General features: G+C 62.3%; 17 protein-coding genes. 6 read left to right on the top strand and 11 right to left on the bottom strand.

Translation table 11 applies throughout. The features are described from left to right. Positions 1–18: 18 nt before the first annotated feature. The 9 genes from QZ498_RS05350 to QZ498_RS05310 form a co-directional block, all read right to left on the bottom strand. Positions 19–693, bottom strand: a complete 675-nt coding sequence (locus QZ498_RS05350; RefSeq protein WP_294620700.1) for a response regulator transcription factor — start codon at positions 691–693, stop codon at positions 19–21. Positions 694–841: 148 nt separating this feature from the next. Beyond that, positions 842–2,608, bottom strand: a complete 1,767-nt coding sequence (locus QZ498_RS05345) for a PQQ-dependent methanol/ethanol family dehydrogenase (protein ID WP_294620699.1) — start codon at positions 2,606–2,608, stop codon at positions 842–844. Positions 2,609–2,938: 330 nt separating this feature from the next. Beyond that, positions 2,939–3,355, bottom strand: a complete 417-nt coding sequence (locus QZ498_RS05340) for a c-type cytochrome (protein ID WP_294620698.1) — start codon at positions 3,353–3,355, stop codon at positions 2,939–2,941. 119 nt (positions 3,356–3,474) lie between these two features. Further along, positions 3,475–4,023 (bottom strand): sel1 repeat family protein, encoded by a 549-nt coding sequence (locus tag QZ498_RS05335; RefSeq protein WP_294620697.1) that lies wholly within the window; start codon positions 4,021–4,023, stop codon positions 3,475–3,477. Between the two features lie 73 nt (positions 4,024–4,096). After that, a complete protein-coding gene (locus QZ498_RS05330) occupies positions 4,097–4,888 on the bottom strand; it encodes an ABC transporter permease (RefSeq protein ID WP_294620696.1) in 792 nt (263 codons plus the stop codon). Continuing rightward, positions 4,885–5,604 carry an ABC transporter ATP-binding protein gene (locus QZ498_RS05325; protein ID WP_294620695.1) on the bottom strand — a complete coding sequence of 240 codons (720 nt, stop codon included), beginning with the start codon at positions 5,602–5,604 and terminating at the stop codon, positions 4,885–4,887. The genes QZ498_RS05330 and QZ498_RS05325 overlap by 4 nt, the downstream gene beginning before the upstream one ends. After that, the gene (locus tag QZ498_RS05320; protein ID WP_294620694.1) at positions 5,601–6,053 is read right to left on the bottom strand and encodes a hypothetical protein; all 453 of its coding nucleotides are present in this window, start codon (positions 6,051–6,053) and stop codon (positions 5,601–5,603) included. Before QZ498_RS05320 ends, QZ498_RS05325 begins: the two co-directional genes overlap by 4 nt. Before the next feature lie 66 nt (positions 6,054–6,119). Continuing rightward, the gene (locus QZ498_RS05315; protein ID WP_294620693.1) at positions 6,120–7,076 is read right to left on the bottom strand and encodes a YVTN family beta-propeller repeat protein; all 957 of its coding nucleotides are present in this window, start codon (positions 7,074–7,076) and stop codon (positions 6,120–6,122) included. Between the two features lie 5 nt (positions 7,077–7,081). Then, positions 7,082–8,245 carry an ABC transporter substrate-binding protein gene (locus tag QZ498_RS05310; protein WP_294620692.1) on the bottom strand — a complete coding sequence of 388 codons (1,164 nt, stop codon included), beginning with the start codon at positions 8,243–8,245 and terminating at the stop codon, positions 7,082–7,084. A gap of 173 nt (positions 8,246–8,418) precedes the next feature. Between QZ498_RS05310 and pedF the strand changes: the two genes are divergently transcribed. From pedF to QZ498_RS05280, 6 genes are all read left to right on the top strand, one after another. Beyond that, a complete protein-coding gene (gene pedF, locus QZ498_RS05305; protein WP_294620691.1) occupies positions 8,419–9,099 on the top strand; it encodes a cytochrome c-550 PedF in 681 nt (226 codons plus the stop codon). Positions 9,100–9,117: 18 nt separating this feature from the next. Next, positions 9,118–10,014: an ABC transporter substrate-binding protein gene (locus tag QZ498_RS05300; protein ID WP_294620690.1), complete on the top strand. Its 897-nt coding sequence runs from the start codon at positions 9,118–9,120 to the stop codon at positions 10,012–10,014. A 72-nt stretch (positions 10,015–10,086) separates the two neighbouring features. Beyond that, a complete protein-coding gene (locus QZ498_RS05295) occupies positions 10,087–10,626 on the top strand; it encodes a CoxG family protein (protein ID WP_294620689.1) in 540 nt (179 codons plus the stop codon). 24 nt (positions 10,627–10,650) lie between these two features. After that, complete coding sequence (locus QZ498_RS05290) at positions 10,651–11,133, top strand: (2Fe-2S)-binding protein (RefSeq protein ID WP_294620688.1); 483 nt, start codon at positions 10,651–10,653, stop codon at positions 11,131–11,133. Positions 11,134–11,223: 90 nt separating this feature from the next. Further along, on the top strand, positions 11,224–13,596 hold the full coding sequence (locus QZ498_RS05285; RefSeq protein ID WP_294620687.1) for a xanthine dehydrogenase family protein molybdopterin-binding subunit: 2,373 nt from the start codon (positions 11,224–11,226) through the stop codon (positions 13,594–13,596). Between the two features lie 22 nt (positions 13,597–13,618). Continuing rightward, the gene (locus QZ498_RS05280) at positions 13,619–14,404 is read left to right on the top strand and encodes a xanthine dehydrogenase family protein subunit M (RefSeq protein ID WP_294620686.1); all 786 of its coding nucleotides are present in this window, start codon (positions 13,619–13,621) and stop codon (positions 14,402–14,404) included. 174 nt (positions 14,405–14,578) lie between these two features. On the opposite strand, the gene QZ498_RS05275 is transcribed toward QZ498_RS05280, so the two are convergent. Both QZ498_RS05275 and QZ498_RS05270 read right to left on the bottom strand, forming a co-directional pair. Continuing rightward, positions 14,579–15,466 (bottom strand): FAD:protein FMN transferase, encoded by an 888-nt coding sequence (locus QZ498_RS05275; protein WP_294620685.1) that lies wholly within the window; start codon positions 15,464–15,466, stop codon positions 14,579–14,581. Continuing rightward, positions 15,463–17,619: a 4Fe-4S binding protein gene (locus QZ498_RS05270; protein ID WP_294620684.1), complete on the bottom strand. Its 2,157-nt coding sequence runs from the start codon at positions 17,617–17,619 to the stop codon at positions 15,463–15,465. Before QZ498_RS05270 ends, QZ498_RS05275 begins: the two co-directional genes overlap by 4 nt. Between the last annotated feature and the right edge of the window lie 56 nt (positions 17,620–17,675).

Here is a 17,675-nt window from a genome sequence, read left to right as displayed (position 1 = left end):
AATGTTTACCCTGCCAAGTCAGCCCTGTTCTTGCAAGACATTGGCGAAAGATGCCTGTTTCGCGATCAGCACCGCCTGCGTACGGCTTTGCACGCCCAGCTTGCGCATGATCGCGGTGACATGCGCCTTCACGGTGGTTTCGGCGATCGACAGGTCGTAGGCGATTTGCTTGTTCAGCTTGCCCTCGCATATCAGTTGCAGGATGCGCGCCTGTTGATTGGTCAGCGTCGCAAGCCGGCTGATGGCGTCATCTGCGCCGTCATCTTCCATCAAAACGCAACCTTCGGGCAGGAACGTCTCTCCGCGGCGCAGGGCGTCAAAGGCGGTGCGGAAGACCTCGCGTTGGCTGTGTTTGGGAACATATCCGGCCGCCCCGGCGCGGATCACCTGGCTGACAACCCGGTTGTCGGCCAGCGACGAGACCACGATGATCGGTGCATTGGCCTTGGCCTTGAGCCGGATCAACCCGTCCAGGCCATCCACATCGGGCAGGTTCAGGTCCAGCATTACCGCGTCGGGTTGCAGCCCGTCATCGAGAAGCTGCATCGCTTTTTCCAGACGGTCGGCAGTGTGAACATCACCGATACGCACCACGGTTTGCAGCGTCATCGACAAGGCATCGCAAAACAATGGATGATCGTCTACGATCAAGACGGTGTGGAAATCGCACCCCTTTGGAATCTGTGCAAGCATGGTCTGCGGCCTTTTGTTGTTTTGTGCCAGCCTTCAAAGCAAGCCTAGCAAGCCGGACTGCCCCCGCCTAGTGGCCGAAAGTCGTAGAGGTAGCGCAAAAGGAAAGCCCCGCCGGAGCGGCGGGGCTTTGCAATCTGCGTGACGCGGATCAGTTGGCCGAGGCCAGCTCCTTGGGCAGTTTGAAGGTCCAGAGCAAGCCACCTTGGTTGAGGTAGTTCACCTTTTTGGCCACTTCGCCACCCCAGAGCGGCACAGCACCGCCCCAGCCCGAGATGACCGAGACATATTGCTCACCATCCTGTTCCCATGTCACAGGCTGACCCACGATGCCCGAGCCGGTCTGGAACGACCACAGCTTCTCGCCGGTCTCGTCATCCAGCGCGATGAACTCGCCCTCGGGCGTGCCAAAGAACACAAGGCCGCCTGCCGTGGTCATGACGCCCGACCAAAGCGGCGCGTCGTTCTTGTATTCCCACTTCCATTCGCCGGTGTCGGGGTCGATCGCTTTGAGGCTGCCGATATGGTCTTCATACATCGGCTTGATGGTAAAGCCCGAGCCCAGATAGGCGGCACCCTTCTTGTAGGTGATCGGCTCGTTCCAGATATCCATGCCCCATTCGTTCGAAGGTACATAGAAATTGCCGGTGCGCTGCGAATAGGCCATCGGCATCCAGTTCTTGCCACCAAGGAAACCGGGGGCCGAGAAGACAACCTCACCCTTCTTGCCATCGGCGGCCTCCGCCGGGTCGCCGGGGCGGTTGTCCTCGGCAAAGATCGGGCGGCCGGTCTCGTCGATGCCTTCGGCCCAGGTGATATCCTTCACGAAGGGCGCGGCACTGACGAAGGCCCCGTCTTCACGGTTCAGCACATAGAAATAGCCGTTCCGGTCGGCGGTGGCGTAGCGCTTGTTGCCCTCGCGGTCCTCATAGGCCACGACCTCGTTCACGCCGTCATAGTCCCAGCCTTCGCGCGGGGTGGTTTGGAAGTGCCACTTGATCTCACCGGTCTCAGGGTCGATGCCCAGACGCGAGGCGGCGTAAAGGTTGTCGCCCATGCCATCGTCGCTGGGTTTGCCCGCACCGCGCAGGTGGCTGTTCCAAGGCGCCGGGTTACCGGTACCAAAGACCAGCGTATCGGTTTCGGCGTCGTAAGAGCCGCCCAACCACGTGGCCCCGCCACCGGTTTTCCACATATCGCCCGGCCATGTGGCATTCAGCGTGCCGGTCATGGTGCTTTCTTCGCCATTGAGCGTGCCCATGTGCCCTTCGATCACCGGGCGGGTCCAGACCATATCGCCGGTGTCGGCGTCGCGCGCCTGAACTTCACCCACGATCCCGAACTCACCGCCCGAGTTGCCGGTGACCACAAGGCCATCCACGATCAAAGGCGCGGCGGTATAGGAATAGCCCGCCTTGTAATCGGCGATCTTGTCACGCCAGACCACATCGCCGGTTTTCAAATCCAGCGCCACGATCCGTGCATCGAGCGTGCCAAAGAAAATCTTGTCGCCATAGATCGCAGCACCACGGTTCACCACGTCACAGCAGGGCAGGATACCTTCGGGCAGGCGGGCATCGTATTGCCAGACTTCCTTGCCGGTTTTGAGGTCGATGGCATAGAGCCGCGAATACGAGCCGGTGATATACATCATCCCGTCGTAAATCAGCGGCTGGGTTTCCTGCCCGCGCTGCTTTTCGCCACCAAGGCTGAAGGCCCAGGCGGGCATCAGTTTGTCAACATTGTCTTTGTTCAGCGTGTCGAGCGGGCTGTAGCGTTGCAGGTGACGCCCCATGCCGTTGGTCACGATTTGATCCGTGATGGTCTGGTCATTGGCCAGATCTTCTTCGGTGACGTCCGCGTGGGCCGTGCTGGTGGCCAGCACCCCGGCCACGGCGGCCATGATAAACCGGTTCATAGGTGTCCTCCCTAGACTTTTGTCCTCTTAGCCCGAATCCCCGACGAGGCCGGAGCTATGGCTACGAGCGATTATTCAGGGCGTTGATGAACCGCGAAATTGAACAATGGTCGTAGGGCGGCATTCACCCTTTTCAAGGTACACTACGTGATATCGACCCAAGGAAAGGCTTTGGCCCATGCAGCGTAAACCTATGCGCGTGACGCGAATTTCACTTGCCATGACAATGGCTTACGCTGGTGCAGCCTGGGTGGCGATCACGCTTGGTTAAGGCATGAAAAAGCCCGGCGCGCCCTTGGACGCACCGGGCATTGGCCAAGCTATTAGACCTTAGTCGGATATCTCGGAATTGTCCTGCGTGGTGATGCTGTCCAGATAGGCAAGGATGAAATCCTGCACGGTGCGGTCTTCGATCCCCACATGGCGCATCTTGGTGCCGGGCATGAAACCGTCGTTATCCTCCATCCACGCGCGCAGGGCGGCAGGCGTCCAGACAATCCCCGAGGCTTCCAGCGCGATCGAGTAATCATAGCCTTCCACGGTTCCGGCCCCGCGCCCCACCACGTTGTTGAGCGGCGGGCCATAGCTTGCATGGTCGGAATCCGGCGCGTGGCAGCGGCGGCATTCGGCATCGTAAAGTTTTTCGCCCGCTTCGATCTTGATCTGGTCAAAGGCGGTTTCGGCCATGGCCGGGGCGGTGCCAGTGGCCAGAAGGGCAAGGCCCAGGGCGTGAATGACATGTTTCATGGGATCCTCCAAAATAGGGCCCCATTTTACCGCGTGGCGTCCCCGGGCGTGCTTGACCTAGGTCAAGCGCAGCAGTCTTTGCGCCTCATCCTTTGGTCGTAGTTTCTGACGACAGATGTTCAGAAAAGCGGCGCGTATTTCCAATCGTCCGCATCCGGCGTGACCTCATCCAGATCATACCCCGCGCCTTGCAGGCGCTTGGCGATCTTCAGGCCATCCCTGGCCGCCGCATCCACGTAAGCGCGGCCCAATACCTCGTCGCGCGCCACGCCATGGCCGCGCATCAGGTCCAGCCCATAGTTGAACTTGCCCACCGGGTCGCCCAGATCGGCGGCGCGCTTGTCCCAATCGGCGGCGGCATCGGGGTTGTAGTCGCCCCCAAGCCCGTTGTTGTCCAACTGGCTCATCCAGGTCATGGCCCCGGTGTATCCGGCGGCGGCGCAGGCTTCGAACAACTGCCGCGCGGCCCCGTGGCGGCCCGACTTGGTGATGTAATAGCCCGTCGCACAGGTCGGCATATCCACCACGCCTTGGTCGATATTGCTCATCACCCGGCCAAAGCCGGTGTCTTGCGGGTTCAGCGTGCCGTAATCATCCTCGACCGTGCGCGTCTCGGCGGTCACGGCTAGGGTGCTGGTCAGCAAAAGCGCGGTTGCGATACGGTACATCTTGGGCCTCCTCCGTGCAGGACCATAACGCAAAGGTCCGCGCATTTCACCGCCCGCATGGTCGTAGGTTTGGTCAGCCCTTCTGCCGTTTCATGCCCCGCGCCGGGTCATACCCCCAAAGCGCCAGCCCGATGAACACCGCCCCGGCCAGAACGGTCCACCCTAAGGCGGGCGCGTTGAACGCGCCGTATAACGCAAAGCGGATCAACTCGACCGCATCGGTAAAAGGGTTGGCCGCGCAAATATCACGCAAAAGCACCGAGCTTTCGGCCATTTTCCAAAGCGGATAAAGCGCCGAAGACAGGAAGAACATCGGGAAGATCACGAAGTTCATCACGCCTGCGAAGTTCTCCAACTGCTTGATGGTCGACGACAAAGCCAGCCCAAGCGCGCCCAGCATCACGCCCCCCACGATCAGGGCGGGCAGGGCGTAAAGGTATCCCATCAGCGGAAAATCGATGCCGTACAAGGCCGCCACAATCAGGAAGGTATAGACCTGCAAAACCGAAATCACCGTGCTGGCCAGCAGCCGACAGATCAAGAGCCACCACCGGGGCAGGGGGCTTGTCAAAAGCAGGCGCATCGACCCCATCTCACGGTCATAAACCAGACTGAGGGAGCTTTGCATGCCATTGAACAGCAAGATCATCCCACAAAGCCCCGGCACGATGTAAATCTCATAGGTGATATAGGTCTGGTAGGGCGGGGTGATCGACAGGCCAAGGGCGGCGCGAAACCCTGCGGCAAAGACCACCAGCCAGACCAAGGGCCGCACCAGCGCCGCGACAAAGCGCGACCGTTGCCGCACAAAGCGCAGCGCCTCGCGGATCACGATCGCGCGCAGGGCAGTCAGCGCGGCCTTCATGCGGGCGCCCCGGTGAGGCTTAGGAATACATCCTGCAACGGCGCGCCTTGGGTCACCTCATAGCAGGGCGCGTCTTTCAAAACCTCCCCCTGATGCAGGATAACCACTTGATCCCTATCGGAAATTTCATCCGTCAAATGCGTGGCCCAAAGCACGGTCAGCCCATCCTCGCGCGACAGGTCATGCACGTGATCGGTGATCGCGCGGCGGGCGGCGGCGTCCAGCCCGACGGTGGGTTCGTCCAGCAACAGGACCGCCGGGTCGTGGATCAGGCAGCGGGCAATCTCAAGGCGGCGGCGGTGGCCGCCGTTCAAATCACGCGCCCGTTCGCCTGCGCGTTCGGCCATGTTCAACCGCTCAAGGGCCGCCGAAATCCGGGCTTCGGCGTCCCGCCCGGACAGCCCGTGCAGCGCCGCGAAATAACTCAGGTTGCGCTGCACCGTCAGGTCCAGATCAAGCGTTGGTTGCTGGAACACCACCCCCATCCGCGCCAGCGCCGCGCGGGGGTGTCGGGACATGTCATACCCCGCCACTTCGATACGCCCCTGTGACGTGGTGAAGAGCCGCGTCAGCAGTGAAAACAGCGTCGACTTGCCCGCGCCATTGGGGCCGAGCAGGGCACAAAACTGCCCCGGCTCGACCCCGAATGTCACATCCCGCAATGCCTGTTTTGCGCCATAGGCATAGCTGAGGTTCTGGACGTAAAGCCCTGTCACTTAATGGTAATCTCCAACCGCTGCGTTTCCCCGGTGCTGCCGGGGATTTTCATGTAATAGCTGCCCGGCTTGATCGCGACAAAGCCGATTTCCATCTCGCCCGCCTCGTCAAACTCAACCGAATCCAACCCCAGGGGTCGGATCTCAAGCCCCTCGACAACCATTTCATCAATCCAGATGGCGCGGAAAAACTCTGGTCCCACAAGGGCCAATTCCTGACTTCCGTCGCCCTGAATTTCAAACTCGTAATAAGTGCCCGATTTCAACTCCCACGGCGCATCCGACAGGGGCATCCCGGCGGACAGGATCACCGGCGGCAGGTCTTCTTTATTGCCCGAAGACAAGATACCAGCCATGCCAAAGCTGGGGCCGTCATCATCGTCATCGGCAAGGCCTGCGGCGGGCAGGGCAAGGGCGAAAATCGTGGCGCTGAGAAGGGGGCGAAACATGGTGAATTCTCCTGTCTGTAGAACGTCGGTATTTTGTCGGTATTGCGTCGGTGTCAGATGAGGGCGTTACGGGCGGAAGGCCGCGCCCCAAGGAAAGCGCCCGACCTTGATGGTTTTCACCGGCTCGCGGCTTGCCACGTCGATCACGGTCACATCGCCCGACACCCCGTTGGTGGTGAACAAAAGCGAGCGGTCGGCGTTGAACTCCATGTGCCAGACGCGCCGCCCGACAAGGATGTATTCCTCCACCTCATAGGTTTCGGGGTTCACGGCGGCGACGTGGTTGGATGGCCCAAGGGCGACAAAGGCGGTGGCCTCCTCGGCGGAAAACTCGAATCCCACCGGCTGCACCCGGTCGGGGTGTACGCCTTTGACGTCGAAATTGATCTTGGCCTTCTCGGCTTGAGTCGCCACGTCAAAGACGGTGATCGTCCCGCCGATTTCCGAACTCACCCAAAGCTCACTCCCGCCTTTGATAAACTCGGCATGGCGGGGGCGGGAATCGACCAGCGTATTGGCGAACAGCTCGCGCGTTTCGGTGTCGATCCAATGCGCCATATTGGTGGTCTCACTGGTGGTGATCGCGATTTTCCCATCGGGCGACACGGCCATGCCTTCGGGTTCAATGCCTACGTCGATCTGGGCAATCACCTCACGCGTTTCGGTATCGACCACGGTGGTAATCGCGTCATCCTCATTGGCGATGTAAAGATGCCGGTTGTTGGGGTGCAGCACGAATTGTTCGGGGTCTTCGCCCGAGGGCAGATCATGCAAAATCTCGCCAGTCTCAGGGTCCATCACCTGCACCGCGTCACTGTCCGAGGCGCAGATGTAAAGCACTGAATAATCCTTGGAAAAGGTGATGCCGCGCGGCCGTTCGCCCACCTCGATGGTGCGGACGACCTCAAGCGTTTCGATGTCGATCACCGACAGGGTGTCGTCCTTTTCGTTGCTGACCCAGATTTCATCGGCCAGCGCGGGCGCGGCGCAAAGCGTGGCGGCAAGGGCGAGGGCATGTTTCATCGGCATTACTCCTGAAAAGCGGTGCATTTGGTTTCGCCTTGGTCGATGCCAAGCGTGTCCAATTCGGTACGTTGATGCAGGAACCCCTCAAGCGGGGCCTTGGCCACCACGGCGCGGGGGGTGACCAGCGGGATGGGCTGGCGCAATTGGCCGTTCCAGTTGCGGAAACTCATCTTGCGGCCTTTGAAACCGGCCAGCTCAAAATCATCCGACAGGATATAGGCGCGCAGGGTGGCCGCATCGGCGCTTTGGGTGCGGGTCACGGCCTCGCCCAGGCTGCGGATCGCGGCCCAGGCTGCGTAATCTTCCGAGCGCATATCGCGCCCTGCCAGCTCCTCGAACCGATTCTGCATCTGCGCCGCGCCCCATTGTTCGACCACCCAGGACCACGCCACGGGTTTCAACCCTTCAGAGCCTGCCACGGGCCGCGCTTGCCAAGTGTTGAACGCGATGTAGCGGCCGAAATCGCCCAACTCGTCGGCGACCAGAAGCATGTCGTAATCACCGAAGTCTTGCGTGAAAAGCGGCACCTCTTGGCTGGCGTTGCGGCGCATGTCGGCGTCAAATACCCATGTCTTCTCCGCCTTCAACGTCAGGCCGAACTTGGTGATCGACCGGCGCATCGCCTCGGCAAAGGCCTTATCGCCGGGGTGATCGCCCGCAATCATCACAAGGTCGGTCCAGCGGCGTTTGACCAGAAATTGCATCAACGCATCGGCGCGCATCGCCTCGGATGGCAGGCTATGCAGCAGGTTGGCGCGGCAGCTCTCATCGCGCAGGGCGGCATCGGCGGCGGTGGCATTGAACAGCACCGCACCCTCCGCCTCGGGCAGATCGGCCAGTTCCAGTTGCGCCTGCGCGGGGGCATCGAGAATCAGGAAGGGCGACTCGGCCAGCGCCGCGCGCGCGGCGGCCAGCCAATCACCGCCTTCGGGCACGCGGGTCACCGTCAGGCTATAGTCATGGCCAAGGAATTTGCCGGTGGTCTGATTGTCGGCAAGGCCAAGCTGCGCGCCCGCTTCGCCCAAATCATCCGGCACAGGATCAAGATTCGACAAAACCGGCGGGCGCGGCACCTCCAGCTTCAGGTAGGTCACCGGCAGCGCCACCTCGGCCCATGCAGGCAAGGCAAAGGCCGCGGCGGCCAGCGTTAGCAGCTTTCGTAACATGCGTGTCTCCTCCCGTTCATGCCAGTTAAGCGCGGGGGGTCGCCAAGGTGTATTAGACCAAGGTCTTGGTGCCTTTGCGGGCCGATTGCCGCCACCTTCAACCAAGGTCGCATATCGGGGCGCGGATGCGCTGCGCTACAACCGGGCCAAACGCATGACGGAGGAGGAACCCCATGCCCTTGAAGACTTGGAGCACCACAAGTGCATTGATCGTGATGGGCGGTATGGCCCTTGCCCATGGCGACGCGGCCCCGCAACCGGTGGACGCCAGCGCGCTGCCAGACGTGGGTGAGGAATGGCTGATCGAAAACCCCTATCGCGCCGACAAGGTGGGCGAAGAGGTTTGGGCCAAGGCGATCGAAATTGGCGATTCGGGCTACAACCAGAACTGCGCGCGCTGTCATGGTTTGGGCGCGGTATCAGGCGGTTTGGCCCCCGACGTGCGCTATCTTGAGGCGGAAGAATACGGTGACGAATGGTATATTGAGCGGTTCCGCCACGGCTATACGCAAAACGGCATCACCAAGATGCCCGGTTTTGGTGAGCTTCTGGGCCAAAAGGCCGCCTGGGCAATCCGCACCTATATCGAAACCCGCCCCGACGATGGCGCGCTGGACGATCACGCAGACCGTCTGAAAGAGATTCGCGATGAGCTTGACGCCATGGGCGATGGCGGCGACGTCGAGGCACTGCGCGCCGAGCTGGACGAGATCGCGCAAGCGGTCGAAACCGCCTCGGGCGCGCCGGTGGCCGACAGTGTGGCGATGCGGGCGGCGATCCTGTTGCAAGGGGATGACCCGCAAGTGACCCAGGCCGCCGAGCAACTGACCATCGGCTTGTCTGCCGCGCAATAACGCGGCAGGCTGGGGCACATGACACTGCGCGCGATCCTACTCTCCCTGATCATGGCGGTGGCCTTTGCCGGCGCCGCGCTGGCACGTTGCGCCGATTATGTGCCCCAACCCAAACCCCAGAACGCCAGCCGCGATATCGTGGGGGCGGACCTCGATACCATTGTCGAGCGGGGCTATATCGAGTTTGCCGCCTACGAGGATTTCGCGCCGTGGTCCTATGAAGAGGGCGGCAAGATCAAGGGCGTGGACATCGAGATTGGCCGCCTCATTGCCGAGGATCTGGGCGTTGAGCCACGTTTCCGGCTGGTGGCGGCAGGCGAAAACCTGCAGGCCGATCTGCGCAACTGGGTCTGGAAAGGCCCCATCGTGGGCGGACGCGTGGCCAACGTGATGCTGCACATCCCCTATGACAGCGAGTTTGCCTGCCGGGTGGAGCAGGTGGTCTTTACCGGGCGCTACCACGAGGAAGAGGTGGCGATTGCCTTTCGCCGGGATGCCTACCCCGATGATCCTCCGGTGCCGGCCTATTTCCGCTTCGATACCGTCGCGGTGGAAAACGACTCGATTGCCGATTTCTACCTCTCGGCATTGGCGGGCGGGCAGTTGCGGGCCAATATCCGCCGCTTCCCCACAACACAGGACGCGATGCAGGCCCTCGCCAATGCCGAGGTCAAGGCCGCCATGGGCCCGCGCGCGCAGCTTGAGTTTGGCCTGACCGACGAGTTGGACATTCACACACCGCCCTTGCCCGGCTTTGCCGTCGGCAAATGGGTCAGCGGCGTCGCGGTCCATATGGCCTATCGTGCGCTGGGCTATGCCGTGGACGACGCGATTTATTCGGCCATGCAGGATGGTCGCATGGAAGAGATATTCACCCGCTATGGTCTGACCCACGTGGTGCCGAAATACCGGTGACGACACCAAGGTCTTACTAGGCAGAAGGCGGGTTAGCGCATAGCGTGACATGAAAAGATTGGAGACAAGACAATGAAACTGTCCGATTCCCGCGTGATTGCCGCCCCTCGCGATGAGGTCTGGGCCGCATTGCTTTCGGCGGATGTACTCAAGGAATGTGTGCCCGGCTGTCAGGAAATGACCGGCAGCCCCGAAGAGGGGTTCGAGGCCGTCGTCGTGCAAAAGGTCGGCCCGGTCAAAGCCACCTTCAAAGGTCAGGTGACCCTGTCCGAGATGGTCGAGCCCGAGCGCCTTCACCTGTCCGGCGAAGGCAAGGGCGGGGCTGCGGGCTTTGCCAAGGGCGGGGCCGATGTTAGCCTCGAAGAGGTGCCCGAGGGCACCAAGCTGAGTTACGATGTGGAGGCCAAGGTGGGCGGCAAGCTGGCCCAATTGGGCAGCCGCATCATCGACGGGTTCGCCAAGAAGATGGCTGACCAGTTTTTCGAGCGTTTCCAGACCGCGGTCGAAGGGCCGGGCGACGAGGACAGCGCCGAGGCCGACACCGCCGAAGCGGAGGATGCCGAGGGCGAAGGCAAAAAGAAGGGCTGGCTGAAGCGCGCCTTCAGCAGCTGATTGGATCAAAAGGGAGGAGAATCCATGAAAGTAACAATGACGGTCAACGGGCAAACCCGGACCGGCGAGGTGGAAGGCCGGACGCTTCTGTCCAGTTTCCTGCGCGAGAACCTGGGCCTCACTGGCACCCATGTCGGCTGCGACACCAGCCAATGCGGTGCCTGCGTGGTGCATGTGGATGGCAAGGACGTGAAGGCCTGCACCATGTTCGCCGCCGAATGCGAAGGGGCCGAGGTGGCCACCATCGAAGGCCAGTCCGCGCCTGACGGCACGCTGAACAAGATCCAGCAGGCGTTTCAGGATTACCACGGCCTTCAGTGCGGGTTCTGCACCCCGGGCATGGTGATGACCGCCGCCGCCCTGTTGCGCGATAACCCCACACCGACCGAGGCCGAGGTGCGCGAGTATCTTGAGGGGAATATCTGTCGCTGCACCGGCTATCACAACATCGTCCGCGCGATCCTGGCCGCCAGCGGCCAAGAGGTGCCTGCGGTCGCCGCCGAGTAACGCTCATCACGCGCCCCTTGCGGGGGCGTTCTTCGCGCGGCGGGCTATGGTGCCCCAAAGGCGCGATCATGGATTTTGAGGAGGAAAGACATGCCCAAAGATGGAGGCATCGGCGCCAGCAGCAAGCGGCGCGAAGACGTCCGGTTCCTGACCGGGGCCGGCAATTACACCGACGACATCAACGTCAATGGCCAGACCTACGCGTGGTTCATCCGCTCGGACGTGGCCCATGGCAAGATCAACAGCATCGACACATCCGCGGCGCAGGCGATGGACGGCGTGCTGAAGGTCTTTACCGCCGCCGATTTCGAAAGTGCGGGCGGCATCCCCTGCGGCTGGCAAGTGACCGACCGGCACGGGCAACCCATGCAGGAACCCAAGCACCCCATTCTGGCCGAAGGCAAGGTGCGCCACGTGGGCGACCCCATTGCCTGTGTCGTGGCCGAAACGCTGGAACAAGCCCGCGACGCCGCCGAAGCGGTCGAGATCGACATTGAAGAGCTTGAGCCGGTCTTGGACATGAAAGCGGCGCTCGCCGAGGACGCGCCCAAGGTGCATGACGAACTGACCTCGAACCTCTGCTACGACTGGGGTTTCGTGGAAGAAAACAAGGAGGCCGTGGACGAGGCGATCAAGAACGCCGCCCATGTTGTCACCCTTGAGCTGACCAACAACCGCCTTGTCGCCAACCCGATGGAGCCGCGCGTTGCCGTGGCCGATTACAGCCGGGCGCGCGATGAATACACGCTTTACACCACCTCGCAGAACCCGCATGTGATCCGGCTTTTGATGGGGGCCTTCGTGCTGTCGATCCCCGAGCACAAGCTGCGGGTTGTGGCCCCCGATGTGGGCGGCGGTTTTGGCTCGAAAATCTACCACTACGCCGAAGAGGCTTTCGTGACCCACGCCTCGAAGGTGGTGAACCGTCCGGTCAAATGGACCTCGACCCGCTCCGAGGCCTTCATCTCGGACGCCCATGGCCGCGACCACAAGACCAAGATCGAACTGGCGCTCGATGAAAACCACATGTTCACCGCCGTGCGCACCGACACCTACGCCAATATGGGCGCGTATCTGTCGACCTTTGCACCCTCGATCCCAACTTGGCTGCACGGCACGCTGATGGCGGGCAACTACAAGACGCCGGTGATTTACGTGAACGTGAAGGCGGTCTTTACCAACACCACGCCGGTCGATGCCTATCGCGGCGCAGGCCGCCCCGAGGCGACCTATCAACTTGAACGCGTGATCGACAAGGCCGCGCGGGAACTGGGCGTGGACCCGGCAGAACTGCGCCGCAAGAACTTCATCAAACCCGAGGAGTTCCCCTATGACACGCCGGTTGCCGTGACCTATGACACCGGCAACTATCACGCCACGCTGGATAAAGCGCTGGAGATGACCGACTACGCGGGCTTTGAGAAGCGCGCGGAAGAGTCCAAGGCGCGCGGCAAGCTGCGCGGTTATGGCCTTGCCCACTTTATCGAGGCTTGCGGCATCGCGCCGTCGAACCTTGTGGGGCAGTTGGGCGCGCGTGCTGGGCTTTACGAATCCGCCACCGTGCGGGTCAATGCCACCGGCGGCATCACCGTGATGACCGGATCGCACAGCCACGGGCAAGGGCATGAAACCTCCTTTGCTCAGGTGGTGGCCGATATGATCGGCATTGATGAAGGCATGATCGAAATCGAACATGGCGACACCGCCAACACGCCGATGGGCATGGGCACCTATGGCTCGCGCTCCATCGCGGTGGGTGGCTCGGCCATGGTGCGGGCGACCGAGAAGATCATCAACAAGGCCAAGAAGATCGCGGCCCACCTGATGGAAGCCTCCGAGTCCGACATCGAGTTGAAGGACGGGCAATTCAGCGTCGCGGGCACCGATAAGTCGGTGGCTTGGGGCGATGTGACCCTGGCCGCTTATGTGCCGCATAACTACCCGCTGGAAGAGATCGAACCGGGGCTGGAGGAAACCGCCTTCTATGACCCGTCGAACTTCACCTATCCGTCGGGCGCTTACGTCTGCGAAGTGGAAGTGGACCCTGAGACCGGGAAGGTCGAGGTGCTGGGCTTCACCGCTGCCGATGATTTCGGCAACGTGGTCAACCCGATGATCGTCGAAGGTCAGGTCCACGGTGGCGTGGCGCAAGGCATCGGGCAGGCCCTGATGGAAAACTGCGCCTATGACGAGAACGGCCAGCTTATCAGCGCGTCTTACATGGATTACACCATGCCGCGCGCCGATGACATGCCGATGTTCGACGTCGACCATTCCTGCCAGACGCCCTGCACGCACAACCCCTTGGGTGTGAAAGGCTGTGGCGAGGCGGGGGCCATCGGCTCCCCTCCCGCGGTGGTCAACGCGGTGATCGACGCCCTGCACCGGGGCGGCTATACCAACGTGGAACACATCGACATGCCTGTCACGCCCGCGCGTGTCTGGGCCGCGATGAACAGCTGATCCGGAAAGGGAGACTGAAACGATGTATAACTTCGATATCGAAACACCCTCGACGGTGAAAGACGCGGTCGCAGCCCTCAAACAAGAGGATGCGCAGCCGCTGGGCGGGGGGCAAACCCTGATCCCCACCATGAAGCAACGCCTTGCCATGCCTTCGGCGCTGGTCAGCCTCAAGGGTATCGACGAGATGCGCGGCATTTGCGAGGACGATGATGGCCGGCTTTGCATTGGTGGTAGCACCACCCATGCCGAGGTGGCGGCAGGCGCGGGGAAATACCCCGCGCTGGCCGCGCTGGCCGGGCAGATCGGCGACCCGGCGGTGCGCAATCGCGGCACCATTGGTGGCAGCGTGGCCAATAACGACCCGGCGGCCTGTTACCCGGCCGCCGTGCTGGCCTCGGGTGCCACGGTCACGACCGACCGGCGCGAGATTGCCGCGGATGACTATTTCCAAGGCATGTTCACCACGGCCCTTGAGGAAGGCGAGATCGTCACCGAGGTGAAATTCCCGGTGCCGGAAAAAGCCGCCTACATGAAGTTCGAGCAACCCGCCTCGCGCTTTGCGCTTGTGGGCGTCTTCGTGGCCAAGTTCGCCGATGGCGTGCGCGTCGCGGTGACGGGAGCCTCGGAAGAGGGCGTGTTCCGCTGGTCCGAGGCCGAAGCGGCGCTCACGTCGGATTTCTCCGCCGGGGCGCTTGAGGGCCTGAGCCTGTCGGGTGATGGCATGATCAGTGACCTGCACGGCTCGGGCGACTATCGCGCGCATATCGTCAAGGTAATGACCAAGCGCGCCGTTGAGGCGGCGTAAATTGGTGTGACCAAAAGGAACGCGGCCCCGGCGGGGCCGCGCGCTTGATATCTCGGGCCCGGGGGAAACCCCGGGCCCTCGCGCGTTTGGCGGGTGTGACGCGTTGATCAGAGGCTGCGTTTGGTGGCCTCTGTTGGAGGCCTCCGGCGGGAGTATTTTGGGAAAGATGAAGGGTCAGGCGCTAAAGCGGTGGAGTGTTCCGCTTGGCGCGACGCAGAGGGCCTTGGGGTGGCCCGGGGTGGCGCGCAGGGTCGCTTTGATCTCATCGCGGCCTGCATGGCAGAAGGCGGTGGAGAGCGCATCGGCGATTGAGGCCGTGTCGGCCTCGACGCTGACGGTGGACCATTGCGGGGCTTGGCCCAAGGGGTCGAGGATGTGGCTTTGGTTCTGGCCCAGCGGCATCGCACCCGGGCTTGAGGTGGCCAGCGCGCGGGTGTTCAGGCTTTGGCGGGCGACCAGCCCGTGGGTGGGGTCGGCCACGCCGACCTGCCAATCGCGGCCCCAGCCCGTGAATTCTCCGATATTGACCAGGACGCGGGGCAACCCTGCGCGCTTCAAGGCCGCGCTGACCAGATCGGTGGCATAGCCTTGGGCGATGCCGTTGAGGGTCAGCGCTTGACCGGGGGCGAGGGTTATCGCCTGCAGGCCTATGCTCACCCTGTCCCAGCCGATCAAGCGGCGGGCCGGGTCTGGGTCTTTGCCTTGTGCGAGGGCCTGCCAGAGCGGTTGCACCGTGGGGTCAAAGCGTCCGTTTGTCAGGCGGTGGGCCTGATCGCAGAGGTCTAGAAGCTCGGTGAAGCGCGCCGCGGGCCGCTCCAGCCGCCCGGTGGCGTTAAGCTGTGAGAGGCGCGAAGAAGGCTCGTAGAGACTGAAGAGCGCCTCGATCTCGCGCAGGATGTGCTGCACCTCTCGCAAGGCGGCCCGCGCCTGTGCCTCAGGGGCCTCCAGCGTCAGGGAAACCTCCGCCCCCATGGCATAGCCCTGCCAACGCACGGGCTCGGCCCGCGCGGGTAGGGCAAGTGCTGCGGCGGAAATGGCGAGGAAACGACGGCGGGAGATCATTCGGCGGCGACCTCCGGTTTGACGGTTCCGCGCCCGCGCGCCTTCAGAACCAGGGGCACACAGCGGCTTGCGTCGTCATGGATGGCGACGCAGTCAAGGCATTGAAAACATTCGGAATAGTCGATTTCTCCTGTGTCCTTGATAGCGCCATAGTTGCATTTTACCCGGCAAAGTTGGCAAGGCGAGCCGCATTCGGTGCGCCGTGCGATCCAGTCGCGCCCACGCAACAGCCCGCCAATGGCCATGAAAGCCCCAAGCGGGCAGAGGTAGCGGCAGAAGCCCTTGAAAAGGACCATCGAGAGCAGCAGCCAGAAGGCCGCATAGGCCACGTAGTACCATTCGCGGATGAAAAAGGTGGTGATGGCGGTTTTGAAGGGTTCCACCTCGGCGGCTTTGTCGACCTGTTGCGGGGCGATGAACACCACGGCCACCAGCCCCGCCAAAAGCACATATTTGAGGTATTTCAATCGGTTGTCCCATTTGGGCGAGGGTTCAACCCGCGGCAGGCGCAGGGCGCGGCCCGCGTGGTGGGCGAATTCCTGAAGCGCGCCGAAGGGGCAAAGCCAGCCACAAAAGAGCCCGCGACCCCAAGCGATGAATCCCGCGATGGTTACACCCCAGATCAGCAGGGAAAAGGGATCATAGAGCAGGAAGGCATAGCTGCCCCCCTCCCAGGCGGTGCGGATCACGCCCAGCACGGTAACGATGGAAAGCTGCCCTTGACCCCACCAGCCGATAAAGCCGGTGACCACGGCGAGGATACCAAGGCGCAGGGGGGTAAAGTTCCGCGCCCCGGCAAAGCGGGTCATGCCGAAGGCCAACAGGGCCACAAGCCCGGTCAGGAAAACGCCCAGCACGATCAAATCACCCTGCCGGTTGCGCAGCGCCTCGCGCCATGGCGGCACGGGTTTGATGTGTTGGGGCCGGGTAAAAAACCGCTCGGGGGTGCTGTGCGGGACATCAAGGGTGACAGAGCCTGTTTGCGGCTGGAACATGCCGTGCTCGCGGGTGGCCAGCACCTTGAGCACCCACTCGCGCGAGGGGTCGAACCCAAGCCGGCGGTCGGTGCGCAGGATCATGGCGGTGCCCTCATCGGGCGCGCCCTCGGCCAGTTCCACGAAAAGATCGGCATCGCGCAGGGCCACGGGCAGCCCGTCTTGTTCGGCCGAGATCCAATCGGGCGCGGTGTTGCGCACGAAATCCTCGCTGACCAGCCCGTGGCGGGCGGTTTCAATCAGCAGGATCGGTTCATCATCGGGGGAAATCTCGGTGAAGTTTTGCAGCTCTTGAAAGGTGTCCGGCGAGAGGGCGGCGCGGGCGATGGCGGGGGGGCCAATGTCCACCACCCAAAGGTCAAGATAGGCCTCTTCGGGGGCGTCTTGTGCCTCTGGGTCGTCATCCTCCCACAGGGTGCCGTCAAACAGCGCGTTAACCTCTGCGTTGGTCACGACATGATGCGTGGCGATACCTTGGTCGACCAGGTCGGCCCATGTCAGAGCCTCGTCATGCGCGAGGTCGGGGAAGGCCGGTGGCCCGCTGGCCAGCCCTTGCATCTTTTCGCGCGCCACGGCGAGGGCCGCGCCCATGACAGATTCATGTGCGATGCGGACGCTGGCGGTGGCCTTGGTCACCCCATCGAGGTACTTGAGCGAGGAGCCGCCGCCGCTGTCACCATAGGGGGTGCCGACGACGATGGAATCGGAAATCGACAGCCCGCCGTATTGTTCGAAAAAGGCATGAAAGGGCGCTTGGCCCAGCCCCGAGACAAAGATCGGCTCGTTATGCTCGATCAGTTGCACGTCGATAAACCGCCCCTCAAGGTCCAGCACTACAAGCATGTTGATCGGCGCGCCGGAAAAGCCGGGCAGGGGGGCCAGGGGTTCGGTTTCAAACACGTAACCGGCCTCGGCCCCACCGGAATTGAGCAGGCTGTAAACCCCCTTGTCATTCAGCGGCGCGCCCACCGAATAAGGCGCGCGCACATAGTTGCCCAAGGCCTCGCGCGTCAGCAGTTCGGCCCAAGCCGGTAGCGCGCAAAGCAGCCCAAGCACCAGTAGCGCGCATTTGAAAAACCGTCCTCCCATGATCCGCAGGGTATGCGCGTGCCCGCGCCTGTGACATTCGACAAAGGTCTTACGCGAAACCCTGCCCATAGCGATGGCTACGACCAAAGGAGCATTTCGCGCCGACCGGTCAACCGATAGCCTAT

Source organism: uncultured Roseovarius sp., assembly GCF_913057115.1.
Lineage (GTDB): Bacteria > Pseudomonadota > Alphaproteobacteria > Rhodobacterales > Rhodobacteraceae > Roseovarius.
Note: the sequence above shows the minus strand (reverse complement) of the source record. Positions and strands in the feature narration are given on the sequence as shown.